The sequence below is a fragment of the Massilia sp. genome (assembly GCF_031995545.1).
Taxonomy (GTDB): domain Bacteria; phylum Pseudomonadota; class Gammaproteobacteria; order Burkholderiales; family Burkholderiaceae_D; genus Telluria.
In genome coordinates, this window is sequence record NZ_DAMAGA010000009.1 from 41,626 (window position 1) to 58,600 (window position 16,975).

13 protein-coding genes are annotated in these 16,975 nt (G+C 65.5%); 3 read left to right on the plus strand and 10 right to left on the minus strand.

The window, feature by feature from the left end; genetic code table 11:
- The first annotated feature begins 381 nt into the window (after window positions 1-381).
- A complete protein-coding gene (locus RTQ83_RS09000; RefSeq protein ID WP_312513496.1) occupies window positions 382-1,113 on the plus strand; it encodes a class I SAM-dependent methyltransferase in 732 nt (243 codons plus the stop codon).
- Between the two features lie 65 nt (window positions 1,114-1,178).
- Here RTQ83_RS09000 and RTQ83_RS09005 read toward each other — a convergent pair whose 3' ends face one another.
- From RTQ83_RS09005 to icmF, 9 genes are all read right to left on the minus strand, one after another.
- Window positions 1,179-2,261: a nitroreductase family protein gene (locus RTQ83_RS09005; protein ID WP_312513497.1), complete on the minus strand. Its 1,083-nt coding sequence runs from the start codon at window positions 2,259-2,261 to the stop codon at window positions 1,179-1,181.
- Window positions 2,258-3,130, minus strand: coding sequence for a ThiF family adenylyltransferase (locus RTQ83_RS09010; RefSeq protein ID WP_312513499.1), 873 nt, complete (start codon window positions 3,128-3,130; stop codon window positions 2,258-2,260). The genes RTQ83_RS09005 and RTQ83_RS09010 overlap by 4 nt, the downstream gene beginning before the upstream one ends.
- Window positions 3,131-3,167: 37 nt before the next feature.
- Window positions 3,168-3,827, minus strand: coding sequence for an N-acyl amino acid synthase FeeM domain-containing protein (locus RTQ83_RS09015; RefSeq protein ID WP_312513501.1), 660 nt, complete (start codon window positions 3,825-3,827; stop codon window positions 3,168-3,170).
- A 172-nt stretch (window positions 3,828-3,999) separates the two neighbouring features.
- The gene (gene prsT, locus RTQ83_RS09020) at window positions 4,000-6,774 is read right to left on the minus strand and encodes an XrtA/PEP-CTERM system TPR-repeat protein PrsT (protein ID WP_312513503.1); all 2,775 of its coding nucleotides are present in this window, start codon (window positions 6,772-6,774) and stop codon (window positions 4,000-4,002) included.
- A 281-nt stretch (window positions 6,775-7,055) separates the two neighbouring features.
- Window positions 7,056-7,364, minus strand: a complete 309-nt coding sequence (locus RTQ83_RS09025) for a hypothetical protein (protein ID WP_312513505.1) — start codon at window positions 7,362-7,364, stop codon at window positions 7,056-7,058.
- Between the two features lie 73 nt (window positions 7,365-7,437).
- Window positions 7,438-8,718 (minus strand): hypothetical protein, encoded by a 1,281-nt coding sequence (locus RTQ83_RS09030; protein WP_312513507.1) that lies wholly within the window; start codon window positions 8,716-8,718, stop codon window positions 7,438-7,440.
- Window positions 8,719-8,722: 4 nt separating this feature from the next.
- The gene (locus RTQ83_RS09035) at window positions 8,723-9,361 is read right to left on the minus strand and encodes a hypothetical protein (protein ID WP_312513509.1); all 639 of its coding nucleotides are present in this window, start codon (window positions 9,359-9,361) and stop codon (window positions 8,723-8,725) included.
- Entirely contained in the window at window positions 9,358-10,389 is a 1,032-nt protein-coding gene (locus tag RTQ83_RS09040; protein ID WP_312513511.1) for a polysaccharide deacetylase family protein, read from the minus strand. Before RTQ83_RS09040 ends, RTQ83_RS09035 begins: the two co-directional genes overlap by 4 nt.
- Window positions 10,390-10,533: 144 nt before the next feature.
- Entirely contained in the window at window positions 10,534-13,821 is a 3,288-nt protein-coding gene (gene icmF, locus RTQ83_RS09045; RefSeq protein ID WP_312513513.1) for a fused isobutyryl-CoA mutase/GTPase IcmF, read from the minus strand.
- A 271-nt stretch (window positions 13,822-14,092) separates the two neighbouring features.
- On the opposite strand from icmF, the gene RTQ83_RS09050 reads away from it, so the two are divergent.
- Window positions 14,093-15,352 (plus strand): HD-GYP domain-containing protein, encoded by a 1,260-nt coding sequence (locus RTQ83_RS09050; RefSeq protein ID WP_312513515.1) that lies wholly within the window; start codon window positions 14,093-14,095, stop codon window positions 15,350-15,352.
- Between the two features lie 12 nt (window positions 15,353-15,364).
- Here RTQ83_RS09050 and RTQ83_RS09055 read toward each other — a convergent pair whose 3' ends face one another.
- The gene (locus RTQ83_RS09055) at window positions 15,365-16,405 is read right to left on the minus strand and encodes a GGDEF domain-containing protein (RefSeq protein ID WP_312513518.1); all 1,041 of its coding nucleotides are present in this window, start codon (window positions 16,403-16,405) and stop codon (window positions 15,365-15,367) included.
- Window positions 16,406-16,750: 345 nt separating this feature from the next.
- Here RTQ83_RS09055 and RTQ83_RS09060 point away from each other — a divergent pair, with 345 nt between their 5' ends.
- Window positions 16,751-16,963: a Flp family type IVb pilin gene (locus tag RTQ83_RS09060; protein WP_312513519.1), complete on the plus strand. Its 213-nt coding sequence runs from the start codon at window positions 16,751-16,753 to the stop codon at window positions 16,961-16,963.
- Window positions 16,964-16,975: the final 12 nt, after the last annotated feature.

Genomic DNA, 16,975 nt, shown 5'->3' on the forward strand with positions numbered 1-16,975 from the left:
TCTTGTGTTGCTGAGCGGCATTGCCGCAGTTAAACTTCAAACGCTTTTTCTCAACGCTTTCTTTTGAGACTACGAGCTACATAAAGCAATCAGCGTGCCAGCTTGAACTGGTCCTATGCAAATCAATGGTTTACGGTAAATTGATCGTCATGGATATGATATTGAATAAAGCGCTGTAAAAAATCCCGACAGTTAAGAAATTGCCGCAAACCTTTATTTTTTCTTATTGGAAATAAAATGCCGACCATTCCACTCTTGTCTACTGTCGCACGTGAATTCTTTTCTTCAAGACAGGCTCAACGTGAAACCGAACCTTTACTGGTGATGGACGATCCGGAAAGCGTTGCCGCATACGTCAAGGCCGGCCGCGAAGATGCCGTAATGGCCTCGGTTTACCTCTACCATTGCGCGAATATCTGCGAAGTCATCCGTCCCGGCGACACCGTGGTCGACCTGGCCTGCGGCCCGGCCAATATGCTGACCATGGTGGCGCGCCTGAATCCCGAGACCCGCTTCATCGGGGTCGACCTGTCGGCGCCGATGCTGGAACAGGCGCGCGCCCTGGTGGCGAGCAAGGGCTTGAGCAACGTCGAGTTCCGCACTGGCGACATCACCGACCTGTCGATGTTCGCCGACAAGTCGATCGACGCGGTGATGTCCACCATGGCGCTGCACCACCTGCCGACCGTGGACATGCTGTGCCAGACCTTCGCCGAAGTGGCGCGCATCCTGAAGGACGACGGCGGGGTGTACATGGCCGACTTCGGCCACCTGAAACTGGACAGCTCGATCGACTACTTCGGCAACCAGCACGCGCATCGCCAGCCGCAACTGTTCACGATCGACTACATCAATTCATTGAAGGCGGCGTTCTTCCTGGAAGACTTCGAGCGCGCGGTGCGCCCGCTGAACGGCCGCGCCACCCTGTATTCCACGATCGTGCTGCCGTTCATGGTGGCGCTCAAGAGCGCGCCGCGCCGCGCGTGGGTGCCGGAACTGGCCGACAGCCTGGCCAAGGTGCGCAGCAATCTGACCGACTGGCAGATGCAGGACTACAAGGACCTGCGCCGCCACTTCAAGCTCAAGGGCCTGTCGAGCGCGATGCTGCCCTGAGCGAACCAGGGCACCGGCGCCACGCCGGCGCCCCGTTGCAGGAGCCGCCGGCGCCGCGCCCGACTTTACGCGGTCGGCGCGCCCGAGTCGAGCAGCAGGCGCTCGAGCGGCTGGCGTTCGGAGCGCGCGCGCGGCGCCGGTCCGGCGCCGACCCGGCCCATGTAGACCGGGTAGTCCGCGCCGGCGAACACCAGTTCCTCGGCCTGGGCGCGCAGGCGCGCCGCGGCTTCGTGCAGGCCGGGTGTCTGCGTGAAGACGCGGTTTTCGCGCACGTACTTGGAAAAGATCAGCGGCGTCATCTCGGGCTGCATGTACAGGCCGAGATGGGTCAGGGTCAGCCAGAAGCGCTGCACCGCACGTCCCGCTTCGATGTAGTCGTCGATACCCTGCGGTGCCTGGCGCGCCTTGAGCACGAAGTGGGCGGCGCAGGCCACGCCCGGGATCAGGTCCATCTGCAGCCGTGGCGCCCAGGTGCCCATCAGGGTATTGATGGTCGACATGCGCTTCCAGTTCACCATCGCCCATTTCATCAGCACCAGGGTGCCCGGATCGACACCGAGCGCCTTGTCAGGAACCTTGTCGGGGCTGCGGTCGGTGCCCCAGTCGATGATGCGGCGGTGCACCTCGAACGCTTCCGGCATGGTCAGCCGCAGGCGCGCGTTGTCGTACATCAGGCGCGCGGCCTTGAATTTGGCGCGGCCCTCGATCCAGCTGATGCTGTAGGCGGCGCCGGCAGCGTCCTCGAGCGCGCGCTTTTCGCTCTCGCTCAGGGGCCGGGTGCGCATCGCGCGGCGCTGCACGCTGCGCTTGACGATCGATCCGATCAGTTCGCTCGGGGCGACGGCGGCATCCGGCACCAGTCGCACGTCGAACACTGGTTGTTCATCCGGGCTGTCGGAACGCCGCAGCGCGTCCAGGCGCAGGCCGTGGCCAGTGGCGGCGATGCGCATGGTTTCCAGCAGCGCGCCGACCGAGATCTGGCTCGGATGGCCGTCCAGGTCGTACACCGTGTCGGCGCGGGTGTCGTGGCAATGCACCGCCACGTGGTCCTGCGCCAGCACTTCGAAGCGCCAGGGCTGGGTGTTGTCGCCGCTCGGCGCCCAGCGCGCCAGTTCCAGAATCTGCAGCAGGGGACCTTGCGGCTTCATGGTCGGGTCTCCTTGCGCATCTGGCGCCGCGCCACCGCGATCATCAGGCGGTGCCATGGATTGCGGTTGCCGCCGGGGCGCCAGGTACGGGTCAGCCGGTTGCGGTAGGCGTCGAACTGCATGCCGTGCGGCGCCGCCAGCACTTCGCCGCGGCCCAGCAGGATCTTGAGCGCTTCGGTCGCCGCCACGCCGGCGCACAGCTGGCACGCCATGATGGTCGAGGGACCGCGCCGCTCGGCGAAATTGACCGAGGACGGCACCATCAGGTAGGGCCGGTGCAGCCCGGCCGGGGCCAGGCCGACCACGAAGCGGATCGCCTTGTCCAGTTCGTCCAGCTCGCCCCACTGGAAGTATTCCTCGAACGTCATCTTGCCCGGCATGAAATTCAGTACCGCCGCGCCCATGCCCAGCGGCGCCGCGGTGGTGGCCGGGATGCCGAGCCGGGCGCAGGCGGCGAAGGTGTCCTGGCGCGCATCGAAGGCGAAGAAGTCGAGCGCGTCGACATACAGGTCGACTCCGTCCAGGAAGGCGTCGAGGTTGTCCTTGTTGACGCCATGCTCGAACACCTTGATCTCGAGCTCGGGATTGATGTCGCGCGCCATGCGCGCCATCACCTCGACCTTGGGCTGGCCCACGGTGGACATGGTGGCGCCGACCTGGCGGTTGAAGTTCGGGATGTCGAAGCTGTCGAAATCGGCGATGTGGAAGCTGCCGATGCCCAGGCGCGCCAGGGTCAGGAGGTGGACGCCGCCCACGCCGCCGCCGCCGGCGATGGCGACGCGCTTGCCGCGCAGGCGCGCCTGTTCGTCCGGCGTGACCCAGCCGATATTGCGTGCGAACGCCTGTTCGTAATTGAACGTGAATGTCATGTCTTCAGGAGGAAATACGCAGGGTATGCAGCGCCGCTCAGGCTTCGACGGTTTGCGTATCGATGCGTAGCAGGCGGTTGATGATGCCGTGCTCTTCGCGCGGGGAGAAGAAATACGGATAGAACGAGCGGTCGGTGCTGCCTTCGTTGATGGTGCCGCCGTGCTTCTTGATCTGTTCCGTCACGTACTCGAGGTTCACGCGCAGCAGATACGCGGGGGCGTTGACGCGCGGGTTGATCTTGACGTCGCCTTCGGCCACGAAGCCGAGCATGGCCTGGTAGAAGCGGCGGTGGCGCGGATTGACTTCGATGACGATGTCGGTGCAGTGGTGCAGGTCGCGCGCGTAGATCACGGCCAGGTGGAACAGGTTGGCCAGCGAGGCCTTGGACCGGACCGAGGAATCGAAGGCCAGCTTGGTGAATTCGCACAGGCGCGCGCCGCGCTGGCGGTGGTAGTCCAGTTCTTCCTTGAAAATATCGTCGGCCATCAGGCCGATCGACGAATCCATCCCCAGCGTCAGGGTGCCGACCACGTCGCCCTTGTCGGTCGCGGTCAGGGTGATGCGGTTCGGGTCGTCGGTAAGGGTATGCGTGCCGGCGTAACCGCGCCACGCATACATTCGGTTGATCAGCATGCTGGCCGAATTACGCCCCGCCGCAGTATCGGTGAGGCGGATACCGTAGGAGTTTTGTTTCACAATGACGTCTTCAAGCTCGGAGTCATCTATGGTAGCGCGATCCTCAGCATTAGCCTTGTTCGATTGAGCAGCCGAGGAGTCGTCCGTCGTTGCAGGCGAAGGAGTAGTCTTGGTCATGATGGATTCCCTGTCCGGCTGCCGTGCCAGCATAGCTTGTCGTTAATCTGAACCGTTAAAGTGTTTGTAGCAATGCTATTGCATCTGCAGAATATTTGCTACCTTTCTCACCATCATTGATTATTTTATTCAACTCGGTGCGGGCCGCAGCCTTGTCGCCGCTCTTGGCCAGCGCCGCCGCCAGGTGGTAGCGGATATCCTGCGATTTCGGCGCCGCGGCGCTGGCTTTGCGCAGCAGCGCCAGGCCGCCGTCGGTGTCTCCGCGCTCGACCATGATCCAGCCGGCCGTATCCAGGATCGCCGGGTGGTTGCCGGCCAGTCCGACCGCGCGCTTGGCGGTATCCAGGGCGCGTGGGTCCTTGACCTGGTGGTAGGCCCAGGCCAGATTGTTCAGGACCGCCGGGTTGTTCGGCACCGAAGCGCTGGTCTTTTCCAGGATCGCGATCGCGCCCTTGTAGTCTTTACGCTCCAGATATTTCTCTGAAACGAAGGCAGGCACCGTCACGTCGTTCGGATTGGTCTTTTGCCATCCCGTCACCAGCTGGCTCAGCTCGGCGGTCTTGCCGGTCTGCGCGTAGACATAGGCCAGGCGCACCGCCATGTCCGGCGACTTAGTCTCGGCCAGCGCTTTCTGGTAGGCCGGGATCGCCTGCGGCAGCTGCTTGCCGGTGGCATGGATATCGCCTTCCAGCAGATAGCCGGCGGCGCGCGTCGAATCGCGTTCCTGCATCGAGCGCGCGACCTTCAGCGCTTCTTCTGGCTTGCCCTGCTGGACATAGTACTGGGCCATGGCCTGGCGCGCCGGCAGCAGATCGGGATCGAGGCTGACCGCACGCTTCAGGTCGTCCAGCACCGCCGACTGGTTTTTCAGCAGGCCGTGCGCGGCCGCCAGGCGCAGGTGGGGCATGGCCGCCTTCGGCTGCAGATTGGCCAGCTTGCTGTAGCTTTCCAGCGCGCCGGCGCCATCCTTGGCGGCCAGCTGGGCCTGGCCCATCAGGTCGATCACGCTGGCATCGGTCGGGTTCGCCACTTGCAGCTTGCGTGCCAGGGCAATGGCTTTTTCGGGCTGCTTGTAGCCGATGTAATGGCGGCCCAGCAGCAGCGCCGGGGCGATCGCTTCCGGATGGCCGTTATGCGCTTTTTCCAGCAGGCGCGTGGCTTCCTCGGGCTGGTTCTGCATCACGGCGATCTGTGCCAGCGCCGACAGCGCCTGGAAGTTGGCCGGGTCCTTGGCCAGCATCGCGTTGAAGCGCTTCTTGGCGGCTTCCGGCTGCTTGTCGGCCATGTCCATGCGGGCCAGGTGGGCGACCGGCGGCAGGAAGCTCGCCTCGGCCGCGGCCGCTTTTTCGAAAGCGGCGCGGGCGCCGGCCTTGTCGCCGCTGGCCAGCTGGACTTCGCCCTTGAGCGTCATCACCCGGGCGTTGTTGGGGTGGCTCTGCTCCAGCTTCTGCAAAGTGGCCAGGGCCTTGTCGTACTGCTTCAGGCCGACCTGGGCGCTGGCCAGCGACATCGCCGCTTCGATCGATGCCGGGTCGAGCGCGACCGCGCGTTCGAGCTCGGCCACCGCCTTGTTGACGTCGCCCTGGCCGAGGCGCGACATGCCCAGCGAGGTGCGCAGTGCGACCGCCTTCGGCGCCAGCGTGGCGGCGCGCTCCAGGTAGCCGCTGGCCTTGTCGAATTCGCGCGCCTGCATGTGCGATTCGCCTGCCAGGGCCAGCAATTGCACGTCGTCGGCGGCCGATGCCAGGGCCGGCGCCAGGATCTCCCTGGCTTCGGCCGGGCGCTCGCCCTTGATCAGGGCTTGCGCCAGCAGCTTGCGCGCATAGACATTGTCGGGGTTGGCTTCGAGGTACTTGCGCAGATGCTGCTGCGCCTGCTGGTTGGAACCCAGCGCCAGGTCGACCTTGCCGGCCAGCAGGACCGCCGGCATGTAGTCCGGCGCGCTGCGCAGCACTTTCTGCAGGCTTTCCTGGGCCGCGGTGTCCTTGCCGCGCGAGGAGTCGAGCAGCGCCTGGGTATAGGTCACCAGCAGGCTGCCCGGCGCATTCTTCCTGGCGCCGTCGATTTCCTTTTGCGCCTCGTCGAATTTCGCCAGCTTGATCTGAACATAGGCGCGCTCGATACGGGCGCTGCGATGATGGGGTTCGAGCTTGAGCACCTGGGCGAACGCGTCGAGCGCGGCCGCATCCTGGGCGTCGGCGCGCATGATCATGCCCTTGAACATATAGGCGCTGGCATCGTTCGGCGCCTTAGCGATCGCTTCGTCGACCAGCGTCAGGGCGCCGATCTTGTCGCCCTGGGACAGGGCCAGGCCGGCCAGGCCCAGGCGCGGCGCGACCGCGGCGGGAGCGGCCGCCAGCGCTTCGCGGTAGGCGGCTTGCGCTTCTTCCGGCTTGCCGGTGGCAAGCAGCGAGCCGCCGCGCAGCGACAGCAGTTCGGCATTGCCTTGTGCGACTTGCGGCGTGATTTCCTTCAGCAGATCCTGGTGCTGGCCCAGTGCCTGCATCGCCTTGCCCAACGGTACCATCACGCGCTCGGCCGGCACGCCCAGCGAGCGCGCGCGGCGCAGTTCCTTGTCGGCCGAGGCGTAGTCGGCCACGTCCAGCTGCAGCTGGCCCAGCGCCATGCGCGCTTCGGCATTGTCCGGACTCTTTGCTACCGCGTTCTTCAGCTGGATCAGGGCAGCCTTGCGATCGCCCTTGTCCTGGTATTGCTTGGCATCCTGGAGCAGGCTTTCGGTCGACTGCTCGCTCTTGCAGCCAACCACGCCCATGATCAAGAGGCTGGAGACAACGGCAGTGGCGAGTCGTTTCTTGGCAATGCTGGGCATAACTTTCCTCTGGAATCGAATGTGACTGGAGATGCACGAAATTTCACTCCAGGCAATAATACCCCATGCATCGCGCCTTCTACCACGCCGATCGGACGCCACTGTTCAAATGTTGTACGCTGCCGTCGAAACTATTGATTCTGGGCTACATTTGACCAAAAAATAGATCCATAGGGCAATATTCGGCGTATTGCAGGCGGTGTGGCGCAATCCGGACGCCGCGTAGCGGGCCGGTCGTTGGCGCACTCGACCGGCGCACGCGTTCAGCTCATTCCTTCGGCTTATTCGTCCGGCTTGCGCAGGCGGCTGAGCAGCGCCTCGACGTTGTCGCCCACCGGCAGACCATGGCGGCGCAGCAGCTGCACGTGCAGCACCAGGTTTTCCAGCACCAGCTTGGCCGATACCGCCAGCAAGGTGGTCAGCCGGTCTTCGGCGCTGAAGCTGTCCATCGCGGCCGCCATTTCGCACAAGTGGCCGGCCACCAGCAGGCGCAGTTCGTCTTCGGGAAAGGGCAGGTCGGCGAAGTCGATCGGGTCTTCCTGTTCGACTTCGGCCATCAGGGCGGCGAGTTGTTCCGGCTGGATCGGCATGCGGACCTCGGCTGAATGCGACGGGCTGTCGCGACAACTCATTCTACGGCAGGCGCCGCGGCGCCGTGTCGCCTTACTTGCCCGAGGCCGGCGCGCCGCGGCGGCGTCCCAGCGGCAAGCGCGCGCCGACTGCGCCCCAGGCTTTCTTCAGCATCTGGCCGACGTCGCTGAAGAAGGGACCGGCGTCGCCCAGCGTGAACACATAGTAGCGGCTGCGCGGACGCACGAAGCCGCCGAGGTAGCCGAGCAGCTCGGGCAGGCGCCGGAAATGCAGGTTCTTGTCGGCGATTTTTTGTGGCGCGAACAGGATGCGCAGCAGGCGCTTGGTCTCGGGCAGCATGTAGCGGCAGCGTACGCCGCTGCGGTAGGCTGGCGCCGCCAGCGGCTGGCGCCGTCCCCACAGCGTGTGCATCATGCTCGGGAAGCGCGCGCCGGCATGCCAGGCCAGCGGCAGGCTGCCCCAGAAGCGGCCGTTGACTTCCATCAGCGCCGATTCGCCGGTCAGCGGATCGTGGCGGTACTCGACCATCGCGATGCCTTCCCAGCGCAGCTCGCGCAGCAGGGCCACCGACCTGGCCATCAGTTCGGCGTGCGCGTCCGGCGGCAGCGACTCGCACATGCTGGAAAAGCCGCCTTCCGGCGGCCACTCGTGCACACGCCGGTGCTGGAAGGTGTACTGCGGCTGGCCGTCCTTCATCAGCACGAACTGGCCCAGGCCGTAGCCGGCGCAGTATTCCTGCACCAGCGGATAGACGCCGGCGCGCTCGTACGGGGCCAGATAGGCCTGCAGTTCCTGCGCCGAGTGGCAGTAATGGGTCTTGTCCAGCGCCAGTCCGGCCGCGCCCAGGCGCGCCGCGACCTCGTGCGGATTGGCCCACTTCAGCACCACCGGGAAGCGCAGTTCGGCGCCCAGGCGCGCGACCTCGGCCAGCGACGCCGGCTGTTCGGTGCGCGGGGTGCGGATGCCGACTTTGGCGGCGGCGGCGTAGGTCTGGTCCTTGTTCAGCACCGAATCCATGCGCACCTGGTCGGCGAACATGATGGTGAAGCCGCTCAGGCGTTCGCGGTGGCGGTTGAGCAGGGTGATGTCGCTCTCGGAGACCGCGAACAGGCAGGCCGGGCCCAGTTCGGCGTTCAGGTGCACCAGCTGGTCGATCATGGCGTCGGGGTCGCGCGGGCGCACCAGGCCGCGCGTCAGGTAGCGCGAGCGCATGCCGAGCGCGTGCACGCCGCGGCCGATGCCGTAGACCGGTACTCCGGCCTGGCCCAGGTCGCGCACCACGGTCAGGCCGATCGGGGTGTCGATGCCGACCACGACGGCCGGCAGGGTGCGTTCGGTGGAAACTGGGCTCATCGGCTCAGGCCTGCGGCGCCATGGCGCGGGCGTCGGCGGCCGGCGTGCCGGTCGGGACCACCGGGGCGGCATCCACGGCCTTGGCGCGCACATGCGGCAGCGCGCGCGCCAGGCGCTCGACCGCCAGTTCCACACGCTTGAAGCAGGCCTCGAAATACGGATCGCACAGCGTGTACGGGTCGTGCAGGTGCGGCATCACCGGCTGGCCCCACAGGCCGAGCAGGCTGACGTGGACGTCGCGCCGGTTGCCCAGCAGGCGGCGCAGCTTGTGCGCCTGGCGCACTTCCATTACCAGGAACAGGTCGCCCGGCTGGATCTCGAAGTCTTCCAGCGCGCAGGCGCGGTGCGCGCTCATGTCCACGCCGAGTCGGGTGGCGGCGGCCAGCGCCGGCTCGGGCGAAGCGTTGCCGGTCTTGGTCGACAGGCCGAGCGAGGCCACGTGCATGCCGAGCCGGTTGGCGATCATGTGGGCGTAGGCGCTGCGGCAGATATTGCCGTGGCAGACGAACACCACGCGCCGCACCGAGGCCGGATCGCGCAGCTTGAACGGGGACAGGCGGCCGCTGGCCAGTTCGGCGTAGCCGAGCGCGGTGCGGACCAGGCCGCGGAAGGTACCGAAGCGGTGATTGACGAAAGTCTTCATGATGCCCTGGCAGGCTGGCGGCTCAGCGCCCAGCGCCCATATTTGTCGTAGATGACCTGCTCGGCCATGCGCGGCACGCTTTGCAGCAGCGAGACGTCGAGCAGGGTATTGCGGTCGGAGACCGTGGCGTCGGCATCGAGCGCGTGCACCAGGCCGCAGGCCTCGAAGCGGTCGTCGTTCTGCTGCAGGAAGGCGCACAGGCGGCGCAGGCGCTGCTGCGTCACGTGGTGCGCCCGGGTGCGGGTCAGCCCGTAGTCGCCCCAGTGGATGTATTCGAACGGGTGGGTCAGGATCACCACCGTCGGGATCTGCGCCGCGCGCGCCTTTTCCAGCAGCGTGCGGGTCTCGCCGAAGCTGGTGCCGGCGATGGTCAGCGACTTCATGTGCTTTTTGCCGCCCAGCGACCAGTCCGAGAACGACAGCACCGGGCATTCGACCACGCCGTGGCGCTGGTGGTGGCCGCTGTACAGGCGGTAGTCGGGGTCGCCGCTGTCGAAGATGGCGGTGCCGATGTTCGAGCTGTAGGGAATCCCGACCTGGGCCAGCGCTTTATACAGCGTGGCGTCGTGCTGCAGGTTGCCGCTGCGGAAAGCCTTGGGTTTGTCCAGACCCCAGTCGCCGAAGGTGGCGATGCCTTGCTCGATCAGCGCCACCGAATCGTCCAGCGCGCGGCCCTTGAAGTCGTCCAGGCGCTGCGCGGTGCGGGCGCGTTCGCGCCAGTCCTCGTGCCGGAACACGTTCCAGCAGGGGTGGGTGTGCAGCTCGACCTCGTGGCCGGCATCGACGATCCGGCGCGCGATCGGGCGCATCGGATCGTGCTTGAAATAATGGCGCTGGACGGTTTCGACGAAGAAGGTCGCCTGCACGCCATGACGGTGGAAGGTATCGAGCATGAAGCCCAGGCCCTCCGAGCGGTCCTGGACATTGCAATAGACGTTTTGTTCGGCGACCGGATGGCGTGCCGGGTCCGCGAACGCGCCGCCGATCGTGAATTCGGTGTCGATGGTGATGCAGACGCGGGTGCGCATGACTGCCAAAAGAATAAGAAATTGCCGCGATGTTACCACGCGTCAAAGTCAGGGGTGTGTTCTTATGGGATCGACAATCATGTTGCTGTAAAAGCATGACATCCGGGCGGACGCCGGGCTGTCATGCCGCTGTCATCTGCCGGGCTACATATTGCGCCGGTACTGCCCACCCACCTCGAACAGCGCGGTCGTGATCTGGCCCAGCGAGCACACGCGCACCGCGTCCATCAGGCGCGCGAACACGTTCTCGTTGTCGATCGCGGCCTGGCGCAGCGCCGCCAGCGCGGCGGGGGCCGCATCCGCATGGCGCGCGTGGAAGGCGTCCAGGCGCTGCAGCTGCGACTGTTTTTCGTCGTCGGTGGAGCGCGCCAGTTCGATGGTGGCCGGGGCGCCCGCGCCCTTCGGGTTGCGGAAGGTGTTGACGCCGATGATCGGCAGCGAGCCGTCGTGCTTCTTGTGCTCGTACAGCATCGACTCTTCCTGGATCTTGCCGCGCTGGTAGCCGGTCTCCATCGCGCCCAGCACGCCGCCGCGTTCGGCGATGCGCTCGAATTCCTGCAGCACCTGCTCTTCGACCAGGTCGGTCAGTTCGTCGATGATGAAGGCACCCTGGTTCGGGTTCTCGTTTTTGGCCAGGCCCCATTCGCGGTTGATGATCAGCTGGATCGCCAATGCCCTGCGCACCGATTCGTCGGTCGGGGTGGTGATCGCTTCGTCGTAGGCGTTGGTGTGCAGCGAGTTGCAGTTGTCGTAGATCGCGATCAGTGCCTGCAGCGTGGTGCGGATGTCGTTGAAGTCGATCTCCTGCGCGTGCAGCGAGCGGCCCGAGGTCTGGATGTGGTACTTGAGTTTTTGCGAGCGGTCGTTGGCGCCGTACTTGTCGCGCATCGCCACCGCCCAGATGCGGCGCGCCACCCGGCCCAGCACCGTGTATTCCGGGTCCATGCCGTTCGAGAAGAAGAACGACAGATTCGGCGCGAAGTCGTCGATGTGCATGCCGCGCGCCAGGTAGGCTTCGACGAAGGTGAAGCCGTTCGACAGCGTGAAGGCCAGCTGCGAGATCGGGTTCGCACCGGCTTCGGCGATGTGGTAGCCCGAGATCGACACCGAGTAGAAGTTGCGTACGCCGTGTGTGACGAAGTACTCCTGGATGTCGCCCATCACCTTGAGCGAGAACTCGGTCGAGAAGATGCAGGTGTTCTGGCCCTGGTCTTCCTTCAGGATGTCGGCCTGCACCGTGCCGCGCACGGCGGTGAGAACCCAGGCGCGGATCTTCGCCGCTTCTTCGTCGCTCGGGGCGCGGCCCTGCTCCTGGGTGAATTTGTCGATCTGCTGGTCGATGGCGGTGTTCATGAACATCGCCAGGATGGTCGGCGCCGGGCCGTTGATGGTCATCGAGACCGAGGTACTCGGACTGCACAGGTCGAAGCCGTCGTACAGCACCTTCATGTCATCCAGGGTCGCGATCGACACCCCCGAGTTGCCGACCTTGCCGTAGATGTCGGGGCGCAGCGCCGGGTCGGCGCCGTACAAGGTGACCGAATCGAAGGCGGTCGACAGGCGTTTCGCGTCCATCCCGGTCGAGACCAGTTTAAAACGCTTGTTGGTGCGGAAGGCGTCGCCCTCGCCGGCGAACATGCGGGTCGGGTCTTCGCCTTCGCGCTTGAACGGGAACACGCCGGCGGTGTAGGGGAAGGCGCCGGGCACGTTTTCCAGCATCAGGAAGCGCAGGATCTCGCCGTGGTCCTCGAAGCGCGGCAGCGCCACCTTGCGGATCGGGTTGCCCGACAGGGTGGTGTGGACCAGGCGGGTGCGGATTTCCTTGTCGCGGATTTTCACGACATGTTCATCGCCGGCGTAGGTGTGCTGCAGCTGCGGCCAGGACGCCACCAGTTCCTTCGCTTCGCCGCTCATGGCGTTGTCGCGCTGCGCGATCAGGTCGTCGAACGGCGCCTCGCGTTCGGCCGCGGCCAGCATGCGCCTGGCTTCGGTCAGCTGCTGGCGTTCGCGCGCCAGCTTCACCTGCCTGCCGACGTTGCGGTGGTAGCCGCGCACGGTGTCGGCGATTTCGGCCAGGTAGCGGCTGCGCGCCGGCGGCACGATCACGTGCTTGCCGCTCGAGTACTTCTGGCCGGGGGCCTGCAGGCTGCCGCCTGCCACCTTCAGTCCCAGCTCGGCCAGCTTCGGCAGCAGGCCGTGGTACAGGGCGGTGACGCCGTCGTCGTTGAAGCGCGAGGCCTGGGTGCCGTACACCGGCATCTGCTCCGGGCTCTGGCTCCACAGCTCGCGGTTGCGCTGGTACTGCTTGGCGACGTCGCGCAGCGCGTCCTGGGCGCCCTTGCGGTCGAATTTGTTGATGGCGATGAAGTCGGCGAAATCGAGCATGTCGATTTTCTCGAGCTGGGAGGCGGCGCCGAATTCCGGCGTCATCACGTACATCGCGGTGTCGACGTGCGGCACGATGGCGGCGTCGCCCTGGCCGATGCCCGAGGTCTCGACGATCACCAGGTCGAAGCCGGCCACCTTGCAGGCCGCGATCACGTCGGGCAGCGCCTGCGAGATCTCGGAACCGGCGTCGCGCGTGGCGAGCGAGCGCATGAACACGCGGCTCTGGCCGTTCCACGGGTTGATCGCGTTCATGCGGATGCGGTCGCCCAGCAGGGCGCCGCCCGACTTGCGGCGCGACGGGTCGATCGAGATCACCGCGATGTTGAGGCGGTCGCCCTGGTCGAGGCGGATGCGGCGGATCAGTTCATCGGTGAGCGAGGATTTGCCGGCGCCGCCGGTGCCGGTGATGCCCAGGGTAGGCACGCGCACGGCGTCGGCGGCTTCCAGGATTTCCCGGCGCAGACCCGGGGCCACCTTGCCGCTCTCTAACGCCGTGATCAGCTGCGCCAGCGGGCGGTGGCGCGCGGCGACGTCGCCTTCGCGCAGCGGCGCCAGCGAAGCCGGGGCGAAGCCGGACAGGTCGACGTCGCAGGTTTCCAGCATCGAGCGGATCATGCCGACCAGGCCCATGCGCTGGCCATCCTCGGGGCTGAAGATGCGCGTCACGCCGTAGGCATGCAGTTCTTCGATCTCGTGCGGCACGATCACGCCCCCGCCGCCGCCGAACACCTTGATGTGTTCGCCACCGCGCTGGCGCAGCAGGTCGATCATGTACTTGAAGTATTCGACGTGGCCGCCCTGGTAGCTGGAAATCGCGATGCCCTGCGCGTCCTCGCTCAGTGCCGCCGTCACCACCTCGTCGACCGAGCGGTTGTGGCCCAGGTGGATCACCTCGGCGCCGTTCGACTGCAGGATGCGGCGCATGATGTTGATCGAGGCGTCGTGGCCGTCGAACAGCGAGGCGGCGGTGACGAAGCGGACCTTGTTGGCGAGCGTCGGCTGGTCGGCGAGCGCGAGTTTGGCGGCGGGGGTAATGTCGTTCATGGCAGCGGTCCTGGGGGATTCGGATGAGGACGAGGGTGCTGGTACGGTATATGACGTTAACGTTAACGTCAAGCACTGCGCGTCAAGCACTGCGCGTCAAGCAGTGGCGTGGATGTGTTGTGCTCGTGTTGGCTCACCGGCAGCCTGGCTTCATGCCACCTTAATGATGGGTTGTATCCCGTTGGCAACAAATGGTTATCTGGTGTAATGTCGCGCTTATACTTGGTGCATAAGGCTGCACAGGCAATAGACAACGACAGAGACAGGCACGATGCTGAAAAAAGTGGATTCTTCGCAGCTGAAGGTCGGCATGTTCATCCACGACCTCGACTGTGGCTGGATGGAGCATCCGTTCATGCGCAACCGCTTCCTGCTGAGCAGCGAAGACGAGATCCGGAAGATCGCCGCGGCGCGCATCCGCGGCGTGGTGATCGATTGCGGACGCGGACTGGACGTGGACGGCGCCCCGGGCGTGGCGCAGGCGGCGCAGCGTACGGAGGCCGAGGTGGTGGCGCTGGCGGCCGCACCGGCGCCGGGAGCGCGGCCGCAGCCGGACCCGTCTGCGGACCTGCGCCCGCAGCGCCCGCTGCCGGCGCCGCTGGGCGCCGAGCTGCAGCGCGCCGCCGCCCTGCGCCGCCAGGCGACCGAACTGGTACGCAGCGTGATGCAGGACGCGCGCCTGGGCCGGGTGGTGGAAACGGGCGAGGTGGCGCCGGTGGTGCGCGGCATCACCGAATCGATCCTGCGCAATTCGGGCGCGATGCTCAGCCTGCTGCACATCAAGAACAAGGACGACTACACCTTCCAGCACTCGGTCAGCGTGTGCACGCTGATGGTGGCGTTCTGCCGCGCGCGCGGCATGGACGAGGAACTGACCCAGCAGGCCGGCATCGGCGGCCTGTTGCACGACATCGGCAAGGCGCTGGTGCCGGATGCCATCCTCAACAAGCCGGGGCGCCTGCTCGATGCCGAGTTCGAGATCGTCAAGCGCCACCCGCGCGACGGCTACGAGTTACTGCGGCGCGCGCCCGACATCGGCCCGGTCCCGCTCGACATCACGCTGCACCACCACGAACGGCGCGATGGCAGCGGCTATCCCGAGCGCCAGGCGGGGGAGGGGATCAGCGAGCTGGCGCAGATGGCGGCGATCGTCGACGTCTACGATGCGATCACTTCCGACCGCTGCTACCACAAGGGCGTCGCGCCGGCCGAAGCGCTGCGTAAACTGCACGAATGGAGCAAGCACCACTTCGATCCGAAGCTGGTGCAGGAATTCATGCGCTGCGTCGGGATCTATCCGGTCGGTACTCTGGTGCTGCTGGAGTCCGGGCGCCTGGGCGTGGTGGTCGAGGCCCATCCGTCGAGCCTGCTCACGCCGAAGGTCAATGTGTTCTTCCACACCCGCCAGCAGGCCTACATCCGGCCGGCGACGGTCGACCTGTCGAAAGGCCTGGACCGCATCGTGCGCCACGAAGCGCACGACGCCTGGAATGTCGACCCGCAGCGCTTCATGGTGCTGGCCGAGGATTGATCCCGCCCCTGTTCAGAAGAATTCGGCGGTGTCGTTGACGGCGACGGTCTGCAGCAGGCCGCCTTGCACCAGCTCTTCGTAGTGGCAGACGCGGTTGCGGCCGTTGGCCTTGGCGTAGTACAGGGCCTGGTCGGCGTGGCCGAGCGTGACCACCGGCGAATCGGCGGCGCTGACGCTGGTGAAGCCGACGCTGACCGTGACCCGGCCCACCTGCGGAAAGGCGTGCGCCTCGACGTCGCCGCGGAAGCGGTCGATGATGCGGCGCGCGTTATCGAGCGTGGTCGAGCGCAGCAGCACCACGAACTCCTCGCCGCCGAAGCGGAATACCCGGTCCTGGGCGCGGAACGAGGTCTGCAGCAGGTTGGCGATCAGGATCAGCACCTCGTCCCCGTACAGGTGGCCGAAGCGGTCGTTGACGCCCTTGAAGTGGTCGACGTCGACCACCGCCAGCCACTGCTTTTCTTCCCCGTTCTGATGCCGACGTTCGGCCTGCGGCGCGCCCGCCGGTCCGGCATCGGCGTCGGCCGCGTGCAGCATGCGCGCCAGCTGGTCGTCGAAGGTCTTGCGGTTCAATAGACCGGTGAGCGAGTCGCGCTCGCTGTAGTCGAGCAGGTTCTGGAAGTTGCGGTAGACGCTGACGATGCCGCTGACCATGTACAGCGCTTCCGGCGTGAACGGATCGGCGTGCGCGATCTCGAGGCAGGTGTCGGCCTTGTCGCCGAACCAGATCGGCAGCCACAGGCGGCGCAGACCGTCGGCGCCGAGCGATTCGGCGCGCATGTCGTGGCGGCGCAGGCAGCGTTCGAGGTCGGGATAGGCGGCGATCGGCTCGCCCGGGCCGGCGTCCTGCGGCTCTTCCGGGCAGGCCACGCCGCCGGCGTGGATGCAGGCGCGCGAGCGCACGAATTTCTGGGCGCCGACACTGGCGATGTTCAGCACGCGGGTATAGGCGGCGCCCGACAATTCCTGTACGGCCGATACGACGGAAATGTCGAGCATGGTGTGATCGCGGTGGCCGGTCATGTCCACCATGTGTTGCAGCAGGGAATCCATGTCGTTACAGATCTAGAACAACAGAAAAGTCTTGGGGCAAGGCACAACGCGTCGCTACCAGCGGCGCCGCATTTTTCAGCGGTCAAGCTGAACAGCATAGCGTTTTTTTGTATTACAGGCAATTATTCTTAACAATGTTTATTCATGTTTTCTTTGTGTCGAGACACAACTGCAGGTAAGACGGTTTTCGCTAAGAATCTTTAATTTCCATGTAGGAAAGTTGTTCATAGTCAACTTGCCGTACGGCACTAATAGTTACAGTGAACTCACTGGCAAACGCAGCACAGCAGTCGCGACAGGGCCCGGTCGCAGCCAGTTTTTATCAACCACCATAAGGAGTTTGACATGAGCACGATTACCTCTGCCATCAAAGCGTTTATCGCCGACGAAGACGGTGTCACCGCCATCGAGTATGGCCTGATCGCCGCCCTGATCGGTGTGGTGATGGCGGGCGTCGCTGGTGAAGTGGGCGAGAAGATCAAGGAAGCGTTCGAGTACATCCGTGACGCGATCGTGGTCGAAGCCCCCGCTGCCGCCCCTGGCGCCGGTACCAACTAATCACCTTGCTCC